17 protein-coding genes are annotated in these 18,140 nt (G+C 65.2%); 11 read left to right on the top strand and 6 right to left on the bottom strand.

Features of this window, described 5'->3' with window-relative positions:
* Position 1 precedes the first annotated feature (1 nt).
* Positions 2 to 1,330, bottom strand: a complete 1,329-nt coding sequence (locus tag DEH80_RS07515) for an NAD(P)-binding protein (protein WP_109719845.1) — start codon at positions 1,328 to 1,330, stop codon at positions 2 to 4.
* On the bottom strand, positions 1,327 to 1,809 hold the full coding sequence (styC, locus tag DEH80_RS07510) for a styrene-oxide isomerase StyC (RefSeq protein WP_133249152.1): 483 nt from the start codon (positions 1,807 to 1,809) through the stop codon (positions 1,327 to 1,329). Before styC ends, DEH80_RS07515 begins: the two co-directional genes overlap by 4 nt.
* Positions 1,810 to 2,104: 295 nt before the next feature.
* On the opposite strand from styC, the gene DEH80_RS07505 reads away from it, so the two are divergent.
* The 3 genes from DEH80_RS07505 (at position 2,105) to DEH80_RS07495 (ending at position 4,334) form a co-directional block, all read left to right on the top strand.
* A complete protein-coding gene (locus DEH80_RS07505; RefSeq protein ID WP_109719843.1) occupies positions 2,105 to 3,358 on the top strand; it encodes a hypothetical protein in 1,254 nt (417 codons plus the stop codon).
* A 125-nt stretch (positions 3,359 to 3,483) separates the two neighbouring features.
* Positions 3,484 to 4,032 carry a hypothetical protein gene (locus DEH80_RS07500; RefSeq protein WP_109719842.1) on the top strand — a complete coding sequence of 183 codons (549 nt, stop codon included), beginning with the start codon at positions 3,484 to 3,486 and terminating at the stop codon, positions 4,030 to 4,032.
* On the top strand, positions 4,029 to 4,334 hold the full coding sequence (locus tag DEH80_RS07495) for a winged helix-turn-helix domain-containing protein (RefSeq protein ID WP_207774520.1): 306 nt from the start codon (positions 4,029 to 4,031) through the stop codon (positions 4,332 to 4,334). Before DEH80_RS07500 ends, DEH80_RS07495 begins: the two co-directional genes overlap by 4 nt.
* A 50-nt stretch (positions 4,335 to 4,384) precedes the next feature.
* Here the strand turns inward: DEH80_RS07495 and DEH80_RS07490 are convergent, their stop codons facing one another.
* Together DEH80_RS07490 and DEH80_RS07485 are read right to left on the bottom strand one after the other, a co-directional pair.
* On the bottom strand, positions 4,385 to 5,785 hold the full coding sequence (locus DEH80_RS07490) for an alkaline phosphatase PhoX (protein ID WP_165831353.1): 1,401 nt from the start codon (positions 5,783 to 5,785) through the stop codon (positions 4,385 to 4,387).
* 109 nt (positions 5,786 to 5,894) lie between these two features.
* A complete protein-coding gene (locus tag DEH80_RS07485) occupies positions 5,895 to 6,734 on the bottom strand; it encodes a class I SAM-dependent methyltransferase (RefSeq protein ID WP_109719840.1) in 840 nt (279 codons plus the stop codon).
* Positions 6,735 to 6,800: 66 nt separating this feature from the next.
* On the opposite strand from DEH80_RS07485, the gene DEH80_RS07480 reads away from it, so the two are divergent.
* The 6 genes from DEH80_RS07480 (at position 6,801) to DEH80_RS07460 (ending at position 10,593) form a co-directional block, all read left to right on the top strand.
* Positions 6,801 to 7,226 carry a helix-turn-helix domain-containing protein gene (locus DEH80_RS07480; RefSeq protein ID WP_109719839.1) on the top strand — a complete coding sequence of 142 codons (426 nt, stop codon included), beginning with the start codon at positions 6,801 to 6,803 and terminating at the stop codon, positions 7,224 to 7,226.
* A gap of 57 nt (positions 7,227 to 7,283) precedes the next feature.
* Complete coding sequence (locus DEH80_RS07475; protein WP_109719838.1) at positions 7,284 to 8,282, top strand: SPM autocatalytic domain-containing protein; 999 nt, start codon at positions 7,284 to 7,286, stop codon at positions 8,280 to 8,282.
* Between the two features lie 83 nt (positions 8,283 to 8,365).
* Positions 8,366 to 9,268, top strand: coding sequence for a phosphatidylinositol-specific phospholipase C/glycerophosphodiester phosphodiesterase family protein (locus DEH80_RS07470; protein WP_109719837.1), 903 nt, complete (start codon positions 8,366 to 8,368; stop codon positions 9,266 to 9,268).
* A 93-nt stretch (positions 9,269 to 9,361) separates the two neighbouring features.
* The gene (locus DEH80_RS17315) at positions 9,362 to 9,529 is read left to right on the top strand and encodes a hypothetical protein (protein ID WP_165831352.1); all 168 of its coding nucleotides are present in this window, start codon (positions 9,362 to 9,364) and stop codon (positions 9,527 to 9,529) included.
* Positions 9,530 to 9,557: 28 nt separating this feature from the next.
* Positions 9,558 to 10,292, top strand: a complete 735-nt coding sequence (locus tag DEH80_RS07465; RefSeq protein WP_109719836.1) for a nitroreductase family protein — start codon at positions 9,558 to 9,560, stop codon at positions 10,290 to 10,292.
* 103 nt (positions 10,293 to 10,395) lie between these two features.
* Positions 10,396 to 10,593 carry a hypothetical protein gene (locus tag DEH80_RS07460; RefSeq protein WP_133249151.1) on the top strand — a complete coding sequence of 66 codons (198 nt, stop codon included), beginning with the start codon at positions 10,396 to 10,398 and terminating at the stop codon, positions 10,591 to 10,593.
* A 2-nt stretch (positions 10,594 to 10,595) separates the two neighbouring features.
* Here the strand turns inward: DEH80_RS07460 and DEH80_RS07455 are convergent, their stop codons facing one another.
* Together DEH80_RS07455 and mdeB are read right to left on the bottom strand one after the other, a co-directional pair.
* The gene (locus DEH80_RS07455; protein ID WP_109719834.1) at positions 10,596 to 13,400 is read right to left on the bottom strand and encodes a hypothetical protein; all 2,805 of its coding nucleotides are present in this window, start codon (positions 13,398 to 13,400) and stop codon (positions 10,596 to 10,598) included.
* Positions 13,401 to 13,505: 105 nt separating this feature from the next.
* Complete coding sequence (mdeB, locus tag DEH80_RS07450; protein WP_330408661.1) at positions 13,506 to 16,163, bottom strand: alpha-ketoglutarate dehydrogenase; 2,658 nt, start codon at positions 16,161 to 16,163, stop codon at positions 13,506 to 13,508.
* A gap of 223 nt (positions 16,164 to 16,386) precedes the next feature.
* On the opposite strand from mdeB, the gene DEH80_RS07445 reads away from it, so the two are divergent.
* Both DEH80_RS07445 and DEH80_RS07440 read left to right on the top strand, forming a co-directional pair.
* On the top strand, positions 16,387 to 17,259 hold the full coding sequence (locus DEH80_RS07445) for an MBL fold metallo-hydrolase (protein ID WP_109719832.1): 873 nt from the start codon (positions 16,387 to 16,389) through the stop codon (positions 17,257 to 17,259).
* Entirely contained in the window at positions 17,259 to 17,975 is a 717-nt protein-coding gene (locus DEH80_RS07440) for a ZIP family metal transporter (protein ID WP_109719831.1), read from the top strand. Before DEH80_RS07445 ends, DEH80_RS07440 begins: the two co-directional genes overlap by 1 nt.
* The last annotated feature ends 165 nt before the right edge of the window (positions 17,976 to 18,140 follow it).

Below are 18,140 nucleotides of genomic sequence, written 5' to 3'. Positions count from 1 at the left end.
TTCAACCGCCCCTGGGACGCAGACGGCCTAGATTGGCCTCGGCACGCGGCAGCCAGCGCCGCGCCTTGAGGGCCGCGCTCAGATAACGCGGCCAGCTGAGGTGCGACAGGATGTTCAACCGCGACCGGCGCAACCACCAGCCCATGCGGGGCTGGGCACGCAGCAGGTTACGCATGGTGGTCACCATCCGGTCGGGCAGGTCGCTGGCATGATCTGGATGGGGGACGACCTCCCAAAGGGCGTTGGCGCTGGCATCGTCCATGCCCTGGGCCTCCATGTGCGCGATGACCGCGGCGCTGAGGACTTGTTGGCACATGAACAGCGGCTGCAGCGTGATTCGCTCCGGTGTGAATACGGGCCGTGCTGGGCGAGCCCGCAGGCCGTTGGCCGTGCAATTGATGAACTGCGCGTCGGTGGGGACGGTGACCGTGCCCTCGTCCAGAACGATCTGGCCCGGCTCGATCTTCTGCACCCGCCCGAGCCTGATCACCTGGCGGATGGTCTGCAGAGCCGTCAGTTCCTCACGGGAGACCGTAGCGCAGCGCCAGCGACTAGGCGTCACCGTCTCGGATAGGCGCAGCAAACTGCCCCGCGCCTCCAGCCGGGTAAACACATCGTCCAGATCACTGGCCTGGGCGATGGCCTGCACAAAACTCAGCAGTTCGTCCCCGACACCCGGCAGCTGCACATGCGCGCGATTCCACAGCCACGTGTCATTGGACAGGATCCAGTGGATGCGGTCGGCCGCCACGCCGTGGCCCAGCAGGTACAACACGGCGTCGATTCCGGTCTTTCCGGCGCCCACGATGACAAATGGTGAAATGCCATTGCCGCCATCGACCAGCGCATTGGGCGGAAGTACGCGTACGCCCGGCGCCATCTCGAAGCGCGGCGGGTGCGTGGCGGGAACCTCGACATGCATGTAGCCGCCGTCCACAACGCGCTTTTTGACCGTCACCGACACCGGATCACGCGTGTCCAACAACGACACGATTTGGCCAGCCTCGTCCACTTCACTGCGAAAGAACGCGGTCACGCGCCCGCTATCGGTCAGACGGCGTAACGCCCGTTCGTAGTAAGCCAGGATCTCGGACCGCGATGACAAATCGTCCCCGCCCCGGCCCAGGGCAGCCGAGTTGACGCCATACGCCAGCGCGGGCTGGTGCAGGCGAACAAACGGATAAGCGTCCACCCAGTGCCCACCCGGCGCACAGCGCCGCTCAACAATCACCATGCGGGCATTCGGCTGGCTGCGATGCAGCTCGTCGGCGAAGGCCAGGCTCATGGCCCCGGCGCCGATGATGAGGTAGTCAGTCTCGATGCGCTTCACGCAGTTGACTCACCGGCTGACCAGGCGTGGCGAATGATCATGACCATCGCCACCATGCTGACGAATGCAAAGACCAAGGCGGGAATCAGCCCCAGCACCCCGGCCCAATCGGAGGGGCCGAACCGGTTATCGCCGAATGTCAGGGCGCGATTCGCCGCAATCATTCCGAACCAGTAGAACACCGTATTCCCGTAGCCCGTGCCCACCAACATCCAGCCCAGATTCCGCGCCGTGCGCGCGGGCGGACGCAGGTGGGCGATGACCAGCGCACCCACCATCACCAGCAAACCGTTAAGCAACCCGCCCACGTGCGTCCGTGCCCAGGCCTCAGCGTCGCCGGGCAATGTAAACCCGATAATCCAACCGGGTAGAACTTCAAAGCCACCGATCAGGCTCATGGCGAGCCCGAACCCGGCGGCCAGTGCGAACAACATGACGACGGCACCATGGCCGATCATGCGACGAGTCAACGCTTCCATTGCAATACTCCCTGCACCAATGGGGCCGCGTCATCCCACTGCGCGGACTTCCCTGGACAGGACAGTGCGCCAGCTTGACCGATCGGTCAATCCACCTGCACACATCACTCAAAGCCGCTCGGCCCGATGGCGGCTCCACATGCACTGCGGGCAGCGTCGCGCCGCCAAACAGTAAGAACTGATCGAATTGATCTGCTTGTAGCACCGAGATCGGGTGGCAGCGGGGCTTATACTCCCGAGCCATGCTGTCGGCAGGGCAGCAAGGTTTAGAGTACGGGCAGAGGTGCCTCGAGGTATGCGATCCGGTTCACCGATCATCCATCTGGTTCACCGCCGCTCCCTGGCCTGGGTGCTGGTACTGCTGCTATGTAGCCCACCGCTGTGGGGACTGCACATTGGGGCACCGGAACTGGACAGTCGTTTCGACGAACCGCTGCATCTTGTGGTCCCCATCCAGCTCACCGAGCAAGATCGCCAGGGCGCGCTAGAGGCAGCGGTCTGGTTCCCCGACCACCCGGAACTGGAAGCAATTGCCACGCTCTCAGCCCGCCGTCGCGGCGCGGACATCTTGCTGGAGCTGACAACGCCCACCGCGCTGCGCCTGCGGGCCCTGGCCCTGCGGGTCGATGTCTGGACGGATGCGCAGCGTGAGAGCCGAATGTCTGACCTGCGGTTCTCGCCGAAGCCGCAATCGCCGTCTACCGAGGCAACACAGACTGCCGCCACACCGGCGCCCCTCCCCGAAGCATCCGCGATGACCTCGCTGGAGCGACTCCGGGCGCGGCAGGCAGCGGCAGCCCAGAGCACCGAGCCAACGGACACGGCACAACCGGCCCCCAACGCGTCTGCTGCCGCTGCAGCACCCCTCGGGCCTGGGTCCGCTGCGACACCGCAGCCCACCCAGGCCGCCTCCGCGCCACGCCCCTGGAGACACTGGCAACTGGCGGGCCTGGTGATCGCGGGATTGGGGCTGGGCTGGCTGCTGTACAGGCGGTATGGCGCTCAAACCGTGCAGGTGCCGCCACCGGAGGCAGAAACGCCCACCCGTACGGTGATTCTCCCCTCCACGCCACGACTCACCGAAGCCACTGTCATCCTGCCGGAGCCCGCAGCGCCGACCTCAGGGTCATCTGCTGGAGCGTCGGCCCGGGACCAAGCCGACGGCGGGAGCACCCCTGACACGGATGCTGCAAATCCCGGCAACTGGGCGCTGGACACCCTGCAAGTCGAAGACGAAGCGCATCTACACGAGGTCTACGGCGAGCATGAAGAAGCCGCACGCATTCTGCGCACCTCTATCGAACAGGGAGAGACGCGGGCCTCGTACCTGCTGCGCCTGCTTCGCAACTACGCCCTCGCCGGCCAACGCGATGCCTTTGTCGAGCTGGCCGCGGCGCTGTACCGCGACCGCCATGATGACCCAGGCATTGATTGGTCGGTGATCCAAACGCTGGGAAGCGAAATCGCGCCAGAAGAACCGATGTTCCACACCAATCGGCTGGACTTTGACCTCGATCAGGTCAATCCGAACGGCCCACAATCCAAGTAGACCGTCCCAAGGTTGACGCGTCGCCCTTAATACTCTAAGCTTTAGAGCACTCCACAAGCGCACCACGCAGAACACCAACCTGATACTCTGATTTTTAGAGTTGACTGCCAACCAGAGGAAGATCCATGACTCAGAATTCCGGATTGCAAGATGACCTGAACTACGTCGCCAATGTGGTTCGCGGCGAATCCATCGAACGCGGCGTACCTGCCATTTATTACCTGTGGGCCCTGCTCATCGGTATCGGCTTCTCCCTACCCGACTTCGCACCTCAGCATGCCGGCCTGTTCTGGGCCATCACCGGTCCGGGAGGTGGCCTGCTCAGCTGGTACCTGGGGGCACGCGCCGCCCGCCGCAGCGGCGTGGATGACCGTAGCCAGGCGGCACGCTACGGCTATCACTGGCTGATATGCGGTGCGGGCTTTGTGCTGGCGGGCATCCCAGGGGCAGGCGGCATGACCGGGGCCGAGTTTGGCCAGGGCATGCTGCTGGTCGCCACGCTGGCCTACGGTCTGGCCGCGCTGCATCTGGACCGTGGCCTGGCACTACCCGCGGTGTTGCTGGGGGTCGGCTATCTGGTGATCAAACTGGCTTTGCTGCCCTATGCCTGGACGGTCACGGCCGTGCTGATTGCCATCAGCCTCGTGATCTCGGGGCGTCGCGCCGCCGCATGAGCAGTGACGCGAGCCTGCCCCTGGAGGCATTGGACAAGCTGTTTGAGCATCGCATGCGATTAGCCATCGCCGTGCTGCTGCGACAGCATGAACGCATCAACTTTGCCCGCTTTAAGCAGGTCTTGGACACCACGGACGGCAATCTTGGCGCGCAGCTGCGCAAGCTTGAAGACGCCGGCTACGTCGCCGTCGATAAGCAGTTTGAAGATCGCAAGCCGGTCAGCTGGTATGCGTTGACCGACCAGGGCCGCGCGGCGCTGAAGGCGCATGTCGCCGCTTTGCAGCAACTGCTAGAGGGCTAAGCGGAACGGCTGCCGGACACGGTCCGGCAGCCAAGACGACCCCCGCGCGGCTAACCGGCGCTCGGCATCGGTTGCGCCAGCGGCAGGTTGACCCGCACACGAAACGGCAGGGTAATCTCGTAGGTCACGCCGCCCAGGCCGAACGCGGCCGGTGTCCCTTGCAACCCGGCTCGTTGGCTGGAGACGTACAGCCGATCGCCCGTGGGCGCGATGGCCACGCCCGTCACCTCGGTGACATCGGGGCTACCGGGCAGGCGCAGCAGCGGAATGGTCGTGCGATCGGGCAACAGCACCATGCAACGCATGTCGCCGCCATCTTCGACCACCAGCATTTCCCCATCGAGCGTCATGGTGATGTTGTCGACCCCAGCCAGCGCCGGTTCGCTTTCGTCCACGGGCGAGCCGATGACGCCATCGGCCGGGTTGTAAATGCTCTCGATGGTCCCGGCGCTGAGATCCAAGGCCCAGATGTTGTCGTCGCTCTTGGTCGTGAAGAACACGAAACCATTGAGGTAGTACACGCCCTCGTTGCCAGCGAAGATGGTGCTCTCTTCCAGGTAAACCTCCGGCTGCGGCGTGCCATCGTCGACGGCATTTAGCCAGTTCACCGGGGTGGGGCCTGCTCGCGCGGCCTCCAGTCCGGCCGGAACCTGCAGAACCTGGAGAATGCCCTGGTCCATGTCGGGCCGGCTGCCATTGGGCCAAGCGGCCTCGGAGAAGATGGTCCGATAAAAGCGGTCGTCGCCCGTCACATCTTCCGTGTGGTAGATCGCACGGCCGTCGGCGTCCACGGCCACCATTTCATGCGCCTTGCGACCGAAACGGTCCAGACGCACGGCCTCGCCGCCGTCCCGCAGCGGACTGCACTCGAACATGAAGCCGTCGCGGATCTCCTCGCCGTTGATCCAGGTCCCCCAGGGGGTGGCGCCGCCGGAGCAGTTGGTTGTCGTCCCGGTTTGAATGGCGTAGGCATCGACGAGATTGCCGTCGGCATCAAACCGCAAGGCTCCGACGCCGCCGCGAAAGCCACCCAGCAACTCGGCCGCTTCACGGGACAAAGCCACCGAGGCATCACGAACCTCGGCGTTGCTCACGTAGATCCAGCCACCGTCGTCAGTGCGGAAGCAGGCACCGCCATCCGGGTCGGTGTGCCACAGGTAGCCGGGATTCGAGGCAATCGGCGGCTGCCGGTTCACGGCGACCACGCGCGAGCTAAACCCCTCCGGCAACTGAATGCCATCGGCATTCGCCGCCTGCAGAGGACCGATGTCGGCAAACTGGCTGCGGAATTCGGGATCCATGACCCCTGAGACCCCGCGAGCCGGACTGGAGGTGCCGCAGGCGGTCAGCCAGGAGGCCGCCGGTACACTGCCGGCGCAGAACAGCATGTTCTGGAGAAAACGCCGTCGATCCAGGCCGCGCTCCAGCGCGTTTTCCAATATCGGGTTCATAGCAGGTGACATCTCGGGTAGTTCAGCCCGACATTGTATTCAGTGAATCTTGACGGATGATGACAATCGTCGCTGTTCAGGCTCAACGAGCTGATCTGCGGCGCCCGAATCAGGCCTGCGCCTTGATCTCCCAGCATGCAGCCGTGAACTGCACCTGACCGCCGCTGACGAAACGCTCAAAGGCCTCCAGCAAGCGCTGGCGCAGGCGCTGCTGGCGTGCGACATCCAGCCCGTTCCAGACGCGACCCAACGCCCCCATACGGGTGACATAAGTCTCTAGCGCGAAAGCCGGCATCGTGCAGCGCTGGTCAAGCCGCTCCACCGACACCTGCTGCCAGCCGGCCCCGGCCAGCACATTGCGGATCAGCACTGGGTCGGCCAGCGCGAACTGTCCCGGCGCTCCCGGTTGCGGCACGGGCAGCTCGGGGACCAGGGGCGCGGCCACCTGATTGGCCAGTGTCATGAAGGGATTGTCCGCCCGCTCGCGCCAGGTCATGGCATGCAACTCACCGCCGGGTCGCGCCAGCTTCCGCAGGCGGGCAAACCCCGCCACGGGGTAGGCAAAGAACATCACGCCAAATCGGGACTGAATGCGGTCGAAGCGCTGCGCCCGATGGGGCATCGCCTGCGCATCGGCGATCTCGAATGAAGCAGGCAGCTCCGCCGAGGCCGCCCGCTGCCGTGCCCGCTCGATCATGGCCCGAGACAAGTCCACCCCCAGGCAATGACCGTCAGCGCCCAGCCGCCGCGCTGTGGCCAGCACGGTCGCCCCGGTGCCGCAGCCCACGTCGAGCACCTGTTGGGCGGCCTGCGGCGCCACGGCTTCTGCCAGTCGTGTTTCGAAGCCGGCAAAAAGCTGGTCGAGGTGGGTCTGCAAGCTGACCCAGGCCTCGCCTGCCGCCCCATTCCATACTTGAGTTTGAGCGTCCTGCCCGTTGGTCTGCGTCATGTCGACTTGTCTCACCGAAGGTCAGCCGGCAGAGTGCCACTTAAAGTCAACTTGAGGTCAAGCCCAGTGGATCTGGATATCGGTGCGGTGGCATCTCAAAGCGGGCTGGCCCCGGCCACCTTGCGTTACTACGAGCAGCGCGGTTTGATCGCCTCGGTCGGTCGCCGGGGGCTGCGCCGACAATACGATCCATCCGTGCTGGATCAGCTCGCACTGATCGCGTTGGGCAAGGTCGCTGGTTTTTCGCTGGACGAGATCGGCCGGATGTTCGCGCCGGATGGTGAGCCACGCATCGACCGCGACCGCCTGCAGGCCCGCGCGGATGCCATCGATCATCAAATCCGGCGCCTCGGTGCGCTGCGTGATGGCCTGCGCCATGCCGCGCGATGTCCGGCGCCCTCGCATCTGGAGTGCCCCAGCTTCCGTCGGCTGATGAACCTGGCCACCCGTGGCCAGCGCTCGCGGACAGCCGCCGCTGAATCAGACGCCTAAAGTCTTGGCCGCACCGGCCGATGCCCGTTGCAGGGTCCATCCGCCAAGGCGTCCAGCATGATCGTCAAGCAATCAAATCTTCAGCTCGCATCCAGCCATCAGCACAGCAGCAGCCAACGCACGGTTGTGGAGTTGGAGCGGGGCCCCGCCCGGGCTGCAACACCGGCAGCGAGGCCCACTGCAGAGGCCGCGGCGAGCGCCGCAACCGATAGCCTGGGCAGTCCGTCAGCAGACCCCACAGCCGTCTCAGACGGCGACAGCATCCCGCCCCAGCTGCGACTGATGAAGGACCTGGTCGAATCGCTGCTCGGCCGGATGTTCGAGTTGTTTGACGACGCCTCACTGGACACGACGTCCGAGGCATCCGCATCGGCACCCGACACCGACATCGAGCGCGACAGCGTCACCCTGCGCGCGGTGCAGGAATACCGCGAACACGAACAGGTGACCTTCGCGGCCCAGGGGGTCATCCAGACCGAGGACGGGCAGCAGATCAGCGTGCAGATCAATCTGGCCATGCAGCGATCGGTGGTGGAGCGCAGCAGCCTGGAGCTAACCGTGGGCGGTGCGCCGCAGCTCAAGGACCCGCTGGTCATTAACTTCAATGGCCGTGCTGCGGAGCTGACGCAGGATCGATTCGAGTTTGACCTGGATGCCGACGGGGTGCTCGACCACATCCCTGGCCTGGCCGGTGGGCATGCGCTGGTGGTGATCGATCGCAATGGCAACGGACGGATCGACGATGGCCGAGAGGTGTTGGGTGCGCTCAGCGGCGACGCCTACGGCGATCTGCGCAAGCTTGACGACGACGGCAACGGTTTCGTGGATGCCGGCGACGCAGCCTTCGACCAGCTCGGACTCTGGCGTCCGGGCGAAGACGATATCCAGGCGCTGAAGAACAGCGTGGTGGGGGCCTTGTCCACCGATTCGGCAGCGACGCTGTTCCAGCTCACCGATGAGGCCCGCGAGCTTGCGGGCCAGTTACGGCGAACAGGCGTCTGGGTTGGTGACAACGGGCAGGCCGGCACCGTGCAACAGCTGGATTTCCGGGTGTAACCGCCGCGGTCCGGACCCGCTGCCATCGCGGCGCAATCTCCGCGCCCTAGCCTGCTCGTCCACCCAAACCGCCCCGCCCGCGCATGCTCCGTTCGACTGCGTTGACCGCCCTGTCGCTCCTACTCGCTGCCTGCGGCAGCAGCCCGCTCCCCGTGACCGACGATGTGGCCCCCACCACGCCGCCCGTTGACACCGGATGGCAGCCGCTAGATCAGGCACATGCCCATAACGACTACGAGCATGACCGTCCGCTATTCGACGCCCTCGAACATGGGTTTATGAGCGCGGAGGCCGATGTTTACGTGTCACCCATTGCCCGACCGGGGCTGGGTGATGATCTCTACGTGGCGCACGATCCGCAGGATATCGACCCCAGCAGGACACTGGCCAGCTTGTATCTGGACCCGCTCTACGCGCTGTACCTGGACCAGGCGGTGATCCAGCCCAACCAACAGCAGCCCTTCCAGCTACTCATCGATTTCAAGACCGAAGCCGAATCGACCTGGGCCGCGCTGGAAGCAGAGCTAGAGCCCTACGCCGACATGTTGTCTCGCTACGAGAATGGTCTGGTAACCCCCGGTGCCGTGACCGTGGTCATTTCCGGCAACCGCCCGATCGACACGCTTGCCGCGGCGGGTCGCCGCCTTGCCTTCATCGACGGCCGCCTTGCCGATCTGGATGACGCACCACCGGTGGAGCTGTTCCCGCTGATCTCGGACAACTGGACCAACCACTTCAGCTGGACCGGAGATGGCGCCATGCCCGCCGAGGAATCGCAGCGACTCGACGGCATCATGCAGCAGGCGCATTCACTGGGCTATCGCATTCGCTTCTGGGCCACACCAGACTCACCAGGCGAAGCTCGCACCGCGGTCTGGACCCGGCTGGCCGACGCCGGCGTGCACCATCTCAACACCGACGACCTGGCGGGGCTGGAAGCGTTTCTGCGCAGCCGCCAGCACCCACAACACGCGAGCGCGCCCTGACACGACTGCGACGCTTGAACAGAGCGTCTCCGGTTCTGCTGGACCGGCGGCTATGGGACCATGGCGCCCCGCCGATTGCACACAACCCCCGCCATGCTCCGAGTTGCCATTACCCTGGAAGGCCGCACCATCGATGACATTGACCAGGCGCTGGACGAAGCCCGCCGCCAGGTGCTTAACGGCGACCGCGCCGGCGCAGATGCGAGCGAAACCAGCGCCTTCAAGTTCCAAGTCACCGGCCAGGAAGAGCCGCGCGACTAGCAAGATTCAAGATCGCCAGGAAGAGACAATGACCGAAGACAGCTTGCCCAGCATCGACCCGCAAGAGTTCCGCAAAGCGGTGACCACGCGCCGATCCGTGCGTCAGTTCACCAGTGAACCCATTCCGGAGGATGTCCTGCAGGACTGCCTGGATCTGGCCCTCATGGCGCCGAACAGCTCCAACCTGCAGATGTGGAATTTCTACCGGGTCACGACCCCGGAGAAACGCGAAGCACTGATCAAGGCCTGCATGAGCCAGAAGGCGGCCAAAACCGCAGCCGAGCTTATCGTCTGCACCGGCCACACACGCAACTGGCGCCAACATGCCAAGGACATCCTGGCGCGGTGGCCGGGCGAGCCGCCCAAGGTGGTCCGCCAGTACTACGGTGGCCTGGCCCAGTTTATGTACGGCTCGGTGCCCATGGACATGCTGGGCCTGGGTGCCCGCGCCAAGAAGACGGTGCGTGATGCCATCGGTCTCGTCCGCCCCATGATGCGCACCCCCAATACCGATGCCGACATGGAACTCTGGGCGGCCAAATCCGTCGCCCTGGCCTGCGAAAACCTGATGCTGGCCCTGCGCGCCTACGGTTTTGATTCATGCCCCATGGAAGGTTTTGACGAACCCCGCGTCCGGGAAATCTGCGGCTATGGCCGCCACGAGTTCACCGTCATGGTCATTGCCGCCGGCCGCCGCCATCCCAAGGGGATTTACCACGAACAAATGCGCTTCGACCGCAAGCGCTTCGTCCACGAAGTCTGAGCAGACCATTGTTTTTAGCAATCGCCAGCCAATAAATAATTCATTTTTGTTATTGGCCAGCTGCACGCATGATCAGGTCATCACTTGTGGCAAAGAGGACACCATGCAGCAGATCAGTAACTGGCTGGCGCAGTGGCTGCGCCCCGCGGCACCGGAACCTGCACTGGTCCCGGTGCGCTGTAACTACCGGGACGATTATTACGGCGACCGTGTCTGTGGACGGCTGGCCGCGCAAGAACACTCGCCCCGGCTGTATCGCCCCGCAGCGCGGGCGGCCGAAGCCGCCCGAACCCGGGACTGACCTTAGGGCAGGTCGCTACGTCCGAGGTAGCGCATATCGAATTGATGGTCGGTGCGCTGGGGGACGTCCTGCGCACCCAGGCCAAACTCCATGATCACGTCGGTTTGCAGGAAGCCCGGCTCGGCATCGCTGGCCGTGCCTGCCGGCACCTCGATGGGAAACTCGAAGCGGACCAACCCGCCTTCGCACTCACTCACCCGGCCCTCACCCGGATTGCCGATCACGGCCGCCTGCAAGTCACCGTCGGCATCGCTGTAAAAGCTGTTGCGAATGATGACAAACGAACCGCTTTGCGAACGCGTGCCCTCGCCGCAGGCCACCTCCAGTCCGTAGCGGTAGACACCGGGCCGGGTGACCGCCCCCCGAATGTAACGCAGGGTCAGACCCAACTCGCTGATGGTCTGGCTGTTGGCATCCAGCCCAACCGATCCGGCCACGGTTTGCGCCTCGTCCACCAGCACCCCGAAGTCGCTGCGCCCGCCGCTAAGCTCCGCTGACAGCGAGGTCGATAGGCCGGTCCAATCCGGTGAAGGCAGCGGCAGGCTGTCGGTCACGCGCGCGTCATCGTTGCGTACGTCCACGCTGGCGGTCGCAAACAGATACAGCGGATTCACGCTGTCGCAGCGCCCGATCATCAGCGCCTGCGTCGCCATCACGTCCGTTGCATTGGTGAATGCTGCCGAGACCTCCAAGCGCAACGCCCGATCGGCCGGCGCCGTGAACTCAGCCACTTGGCGTGCCGGGTCGGTGACGGGCAGCACATTGAGCGCACCGGCATCGGCGTGCCAGTTCAGCGCCATGTCCTCGGGGCGCATCGACGTTGTATCGACGAAGGCGACCAGCTGCACCGTCTCTCCGGTTTCGACACAGCCCGGCCCCTCGATCCGAAGATCGCGCTCAAAGCGGATGATGGATTGCCCCTGCGCCTGCCCCTGCAGGGCTGTGGTCGTGCTCTCGGCCACTATGTGAACGGGAAAATCGGCCGGGTCTCCGCCGACCGCAAAATCCTGTGTCACCGAGGTGCCGTCGAAACGCGGCTGTCCGATCGGCGAGGCCTGGCCGGCCGTGACACGAAACGCCACATGATCCGGGAAATGCGTGTTGTGCACGGTTGCCGTAACCGTCTGCGGCTCGCTGGGCCCGCCGGCCTGGGACACCGGCGTCACCGAGACCTCCTTGGGCAGCACGCTCAGGGGCATGCTCATCTGCGCCAGGTCCACCGGAAATGCATCGCGCCGCGTGCTGACCCGGAGCAGGCCCGAACCCACCTGGGCCGGCAGAAACACCTGATGCTCCGATTGGGTGAACAGGCGGTTGTCCGCCGTGGCTTCGGTCCAGCGTTCGTCGGTGATCTCAAATTCGCCGTATTCGAACGGCTCGATGGCCAGACAGGCGGACTCGTTCAACTGGTCGTAAAGCGTATTGAGCTGGGGCTGGAAAACGGTCGCAAAAATGGCCACCTCATCGAACTTTTTACCCAGCAGAAACACGGCCGTATCGACAATGGCCTTGGTGATGCGCAAGCCCTTGCTCATGGCCGTCACACGCGCGTTATCCCAGGTCAGCAGGCGGCCGGCATCGCGGTCATCCTCCAGCAGCTCCGGTCGCAGCAAGTCGTAATGCAGCGGCCCGAACTGTGAAGGCAGCAAGCCTTCGGCCATCTCCGACACCTTGAGCAGCACGAACGAGACGTCGCCCAGGGCGCCGAAGACCGTCCCCGTCGGGCCTTTGGCGGCGCCCAGCAAACCCACGGCCTGTTGGAGTCCGGTGGTGGCGTTGCCTGTCAGATTGGTGATACCCGCCTCGTGGGCGAGCTGCATCGCCGTGCTCAGGCCCTCCGTGGTGCTAATCGTGGGTGCGGGCGGCGAGACGACGCGACAACCTCCGAAGTTGTCCATCTTGCGACCGGCTGGTCCGGATCGCCGGGCGGTGCTGGCCGGAGGCACCGCCGTCATCAGGCCATCTGCCACGGACTGCACCTGCTCATTGAGGCGGGTGGCTGCCAGCATGCGCTGCAACAGCTCCAGCCCATCGGCATCGATGGACGCCAGGCGAGCGGCCAGGCTGTCCGGCGCCGGTGACACACCATCGGCCGTCACGCCCAACAGCATGGCCAGGAACTTGAGTTCAATGGCCAGCGGCTGCAGATCGACCGAGATGTCCTGCAAATCGGTTTCGACCACGGCCTGCAAAGACGGAAAGCCATAAATCGCCGCGAACTGATCGAACACGCGCCCCATGTCGCTCATCAGACGCTGCGCCTCGTCGCCTTGCGGCTGAGGCAGCGCCAGGGCTTCCACCGTGAACGGGTTACAGGCAGCCGTCTCGGTCCGCAGTCGCAGCTCCAGCACCCCACCCTCCGGGTCGCCATCCGCGGCCATGGGCATGATGAGCGCCGCCCGGGTGTCGGGCCCCGGGAAGACCGGGGTGCCATCATCCAGTCGTGGTACGTCCAGGCGCACCCGATCAACCGGGCCGCTAAACACCCAAGGGTCTTCGCTAAACGCCTCGCGCAGTTCGAAGAACAACCCATCGATGCCTTCGGGCACATCCGAGATTTCGACCTGTGCGCCGGGCACGAAGCTGGAGCCGCCATGCGGGGCGATCGCCTGACAGCCCTCAAGCGCGGTCAGGGTCGCAATCCCGGTGCCCGGGTCGGTGCTGGGGTCACCCGCGCCGCCGGTCGGATCATCGGCAGGCACATCGGTGAGTTCCATGGACGCCGGGCCACCGCAGCCGGTCAGCAGCACCAGTCCGAGGGTGAGCGCATACAGCGCCTTGGGCCCGTTTCGCACAGCCTTTGTCATGTCTCGCTCCCTGACGATCATCCGGCCAGCACTGGCCTACTCACTCCATGCGGATTCCGTCAGGTCATTCGGACATCAGGTCACGGGCATTCGATGCCCGGCCGGTTATCGCTGCCAGGGCGGCAGCGCCTCGGCATCCAGGCGGTACTGCTGTCGCGCCTGCATGGCGACGGCGGCCTCCACCCGGCCTTCGCGCGCCAGGGTCGCCAGTGCGCTACAGACAATATGGCGACGGTCGATCTCGAAGAAATCGCGCAGCGCCGGCCGCGTATCGCTGCGCCCAAACCCATCCGTGCCCAGCGCGACAAACGGCGCGGCGATATGTGCGGCAACCAGTTGCGGAAGCGCCCGCTGGTAGTCGGTGACCGCGATTACCGGGGCCTCGCCATCCAGGCTGGCAGCGACATGCGCGCTGCGCGCCGGCTGATCGGGGTGTTGCAGATTCCAGCGCTGCACCGCCCGCGCTTCGCGCTCCAGTTCGGTGTAGCTGGTTGCACTCCAGACCTGCGCATCCACCCCCCAGTCGTCGCGTAATTGCTCGGCTGCCGCCTGGACTTCGGCGAGCATGGAGCCCGACCCCAGCAGCCGGACGGCCGCCGTGTTCTCACCCGTCAGGCAGTAAAGCCCCCGGATGATGTCGGCCTCTACGCCTTCGGGCAGGCTGGGGTTGTCGACGTTTTCGTTGGTCAGCGTCAGGTAATAGAACACGTCCTCCTGACGGTGCAGCATGGCCTGCATGCCATGATCGACGATGACCGCGACCTCGTAGGCCAAGGCCGGGTCATAGGCCCGGCAATTCGGGACCGTGGCAGCCATCAGATGGCTGTGGCCGTCCTGGTGTTGCAGACCCTCGCCGCCCAGCGTGGTCCTGCCGGCCGTTGCCCCCAGCAGAAACCCGCGGGCCCGCTGGTCGGCGGCCGCCCAGATCAAATCGCCCACGCGTTGGAAGCCGAACATCGAGTAGTAGATGTAAAACGGCAGCATGGGCACGCCATGCACCGAGTAACTGGTCGCAGCGGCCACCCAGCTGCTCAGCGCGCCCGCCTCGCTGATGCCTTCTTCCAGAATCTGGCCGTCCAGCGCCTCGCGGTAGCTCAGGATGGAGCCGATGTCTTCCGGCTCGTACTGCTGCCCCGCACTGGAATAGATGCCGAACTGCTTGAACAGGTTGGCCATGCCGAAGGTCCGCGCCTCATCCGCGACGATGGGCACGACACGTGGGCCGAATGATTTGTGCTTGAGCAGCCCCGAAAGCATGCGGACAAAGGCCATGGTCGTGGACATGGACTTGCCTTCGGCCTGCAGCGCAAAGCGACCGTAGCTGCTAATCGCAGGCGGGCTGAGAGCATCGGCCTGGCTGCGACGTGCCGGCAGGTAGCCGCCCAACGCCTGGCGCCGCGCATGCAGATACTGCAGCTCGGGGCTGTCCTCGCCCGGATGGTAAATCGCCAGGGCCTCGGCCTGCGCATCCGACAGCGGCAGATTGAAGCGGTTGCGAAACGCCAGAATCGCGTCGCGATCCAGCTTTTTCTGCTGATGCGTGGTCATCTTGCCCTGGCCGGCCTCCCCCATCCCGAAGCCTTTCTTGGTCTGGGCCAGAATCACGGTGGGTTGGCCCGTGTGGGCAGCCGCGGCCGCGTAGGCAGCGTAGATCTTGACGAGGTCGTGCCCGCCTCGACGCAGCCGGTCGATCTGTTCGTCGGTCAGCCCTTGCGCCAACCGCTTAAGCGCCTCGTTCTGGCCGAAGAAATGCTCGCGGTTGTATCGCCCGTCCTTGGCGGCAAAGGTCTGGAATTGACCATCCACCGTGTCGGCAAAGGCCTGAATCAGGGCCTCGTCGGTATCGCGGGCAAACAGCCCATCCCAATCCGAACCCCAGACCAACTTGATGACGCGCCAGCCGGCACCGGCGAACAAGGCTTCCAGCTCGTCGATGATCCGCCCGTTGCCGCGCACCGGGCCGTCCAGACGCTGCAGATTGCAGTTGACCACCCAGACCAGATTGTCGAGGCGCTCACGCGCCGCCAGCGTTAGCGCGGACATGCTCTCGGGCTCGTCCATTTCGCCATCGCCGAACACCCCCCAGACCGTTCGGCCTGCCGTGTCCGCCAGACCGCGATGGGCCAGGTAGCGCATGAAGCGAGCGTGGTAGATCGAGCTGATCGGCCCGATGCCCATGGACCCGGTCGGGAACTGCCAGAAGTCGGGCATGAGCCAGGGATGGGGATAGCTCGACAGGCCCTGTGCGCCGTCACGTCGGGCCGTAATTTCCTGCCGGTAATGCGCCAGATCCTCCGCGCTCAGACGCCCTTCCAGAAACGCCCGCGCGTAGACGCCCGGGGCCGAATGCGGCTGGTAGAACACCAGATCGCCGCCATCGCGCTCGGCGCCGTGGAAGAAGTGGTTGAAGCCCACCTCGAACAGGTCGGCGGCGCTGGCATAGCTGGCAATGTGACCACCCAGTTCGCCATAGGCCTGATTGGCGCGCACGACCATGGCCAGGGCGTTCCAGCGCATCATCGAAGCCAGGCGCTCCTCCATGGCCAGATCACCCGGAAACTCCGGCTGCTCCTGCACGGAGATGCTGTTCACATAGGGCGTGCCCAGTACCGGCCGCCAGCCCACGCCGGCCCGCTCGGCAACATCCTGGAGCAGATCCAGCATGGCGCGAACGCGCTCCGGGCCGTCGGCCTCCAACAGTGACAGCAGCGCATCGCGCCACTCGGCTGCTTCCACATCCCCCGCGCCCAGCTTCGGCCGCATTGCCTGCCTGCTCATCGGTCTCTCCCCGCCATCGCGCAGCACGGTCGCCAGTCGCCACGGCTGCTTCGTTTCTTGTTCGACACCCAGTGTATGCGACGACCCGGCCCGCCGGGGGTGAGTTGCCGGGCGCGCATCCAGTAAGCTGCGGCCACACTCCGACGACAACCCGCGCCATGCTGCAACGCCCCGGCTTGAACACCACGCTTTGTCGGCGACAACAGATATGACGGCCCCGTGGAACAGCGCCGCCGTGCGCGAGGCGTTTCCGCCCTACACCCTGCGCGACCTCGGACAGGGGGTGCAGCGAATCACGGCCCCCAATCCCGGACCGCTCACCGGCCCCGGCACCAACACCTACCTGGTGGGCGAACAGGCGGTGGCGGTGATCGACCCCGGCGTTCGTGACACGCGGCATCTCGACACCATTCTCGCGGCGGCTGAAGGGCGGATTCGCTGGATACTGCTCACGCACACCCATCCCGACCACTCACCCGGCGCGCGGGAACTGGCCGAAGCCACCGGAGCACGCATTTATTCCCATCATGCGGAGCTACAGGGCGCCCGCGACGCCGATTTCACGCCAGATCAGCTGTTGGATGAAGGCGATGTTGTTGAGGGCGACGGCCTGCGACTGCGCGTGCTTTACACGCCGGGCCACGCCTGTAATCACCTTTGTTATCTGAACGAAGCCACCGGCGACCTCATTGCCGGCGACCAGTTCATGGACGGTGGCACCGTGGTGATCGCCCCTCCCGACGGCCATATGGGCGACTACCTCGCCTCGCTGCGCCGCCTGCGCGAAGAGCCGATCCAGCGCATTCTCCCGGCACACGGCAACCCGCTCAGCCCGCCCATCGACATCATCGACGGTGTCATCGCACATCGGCTGGCCCGCGAAGCCAAGGTCATCGCCGGGCTGGAGCAATTCGGCGAGCCTGCCACGCTGGACGCTCTGCTTCCGGTGGTCTATGCCGACGTGCCCGCCGCGTTGCATCCGCTCGCCGCCCGCAGCCTCATCGCGCATCTCGACAAGCTGGTGGACGATGAACGGGTCCACCACCGCGATCACCACTGGACGCTGATCCAGCCGGCTTGATGGACACGCTTGCCACCCTGCTCGCGCTGTCGCTGTTGGCGGGTGCCTCCATGCCGGTTGGCGCGGCTTTGGCACGCTGGGATCGCCTGCATCCGGCCGTGCTGGGGCCCGGTTGGCGTCACTTCATCGTTGCGTTCGGGGGTGGCGCATTGCTGTCCGCCGTGGCCCTCGTGCTGGTGCCCGACGGCGCTGAACAGCTGCCGATCTGGCTGGCCGCGCTGAGCTTCGGGGCTGGCGGCATCGTCTTCTGTTTGCTGGATATCTGGCTCGGGCGGCTACAAAGCGCAGCCGGCCAGATGGTTGCGATGTTGTCGGATTTCATCCCTGAGGCTATCGCCCTCGGCGCCGCCTTTGCAGCCGGCGAGCAAACGGGTGTTCTGCTGGCGCTGCTGATCGTGCTGCAAAACATTCCGGAAGGCTTTAATGCCTTTGAAGAACTCGACGCCCGGCAACACAGCTCACCCGAACGCATTCTGGCGGTCTTCGCCCTGCTCGCGCTCGTTGGACCGGCCGCCGCCCTATCCGGCTACTTTCTGCTACCCGATGCGCCAAGCCTCATGGGTGGACTCATGCTGTTCGCCAGCGGCGGCATCCTCTATCTGATTTTCGAGGACATTGCGCCGCAGGCGCGGCTGGAACGCCGCTGGTCACCGCCGCTGGGCGCCGTGGCCGGATTTGTCCTGGGGCTCGTCGGGCATCTCCTACTAACGGGTTGAGGAGGCGACCGCCGCGTGGCTCCGAACGGCATGCCCCGGGTCTTCCCCAAGCCTGCGTCGGCCCGCGCAGCGAGCACCGCCCCCGCCTCAGTAACAGGTGATTGCCGAGTGCAATCCACGGGTGACGCGGACCTCATCGGCTTCAACCGTTCGCCTCGGGTGGCA

It is taken from the genome of Abyssibacter profundi (assembly GCF_003151135.1).
GTDB lineage: Bacteria > Pseudomonadota > Gammaproteobacteria > Nevskiales > OUC007 > Abyssibacter > Abyssibacter profundi.
The sequence above is the reverse complement of the archived record's forward strand: the minus strand, read 5'-3'. Positions and strand labels throughout refer to the sequence as shown.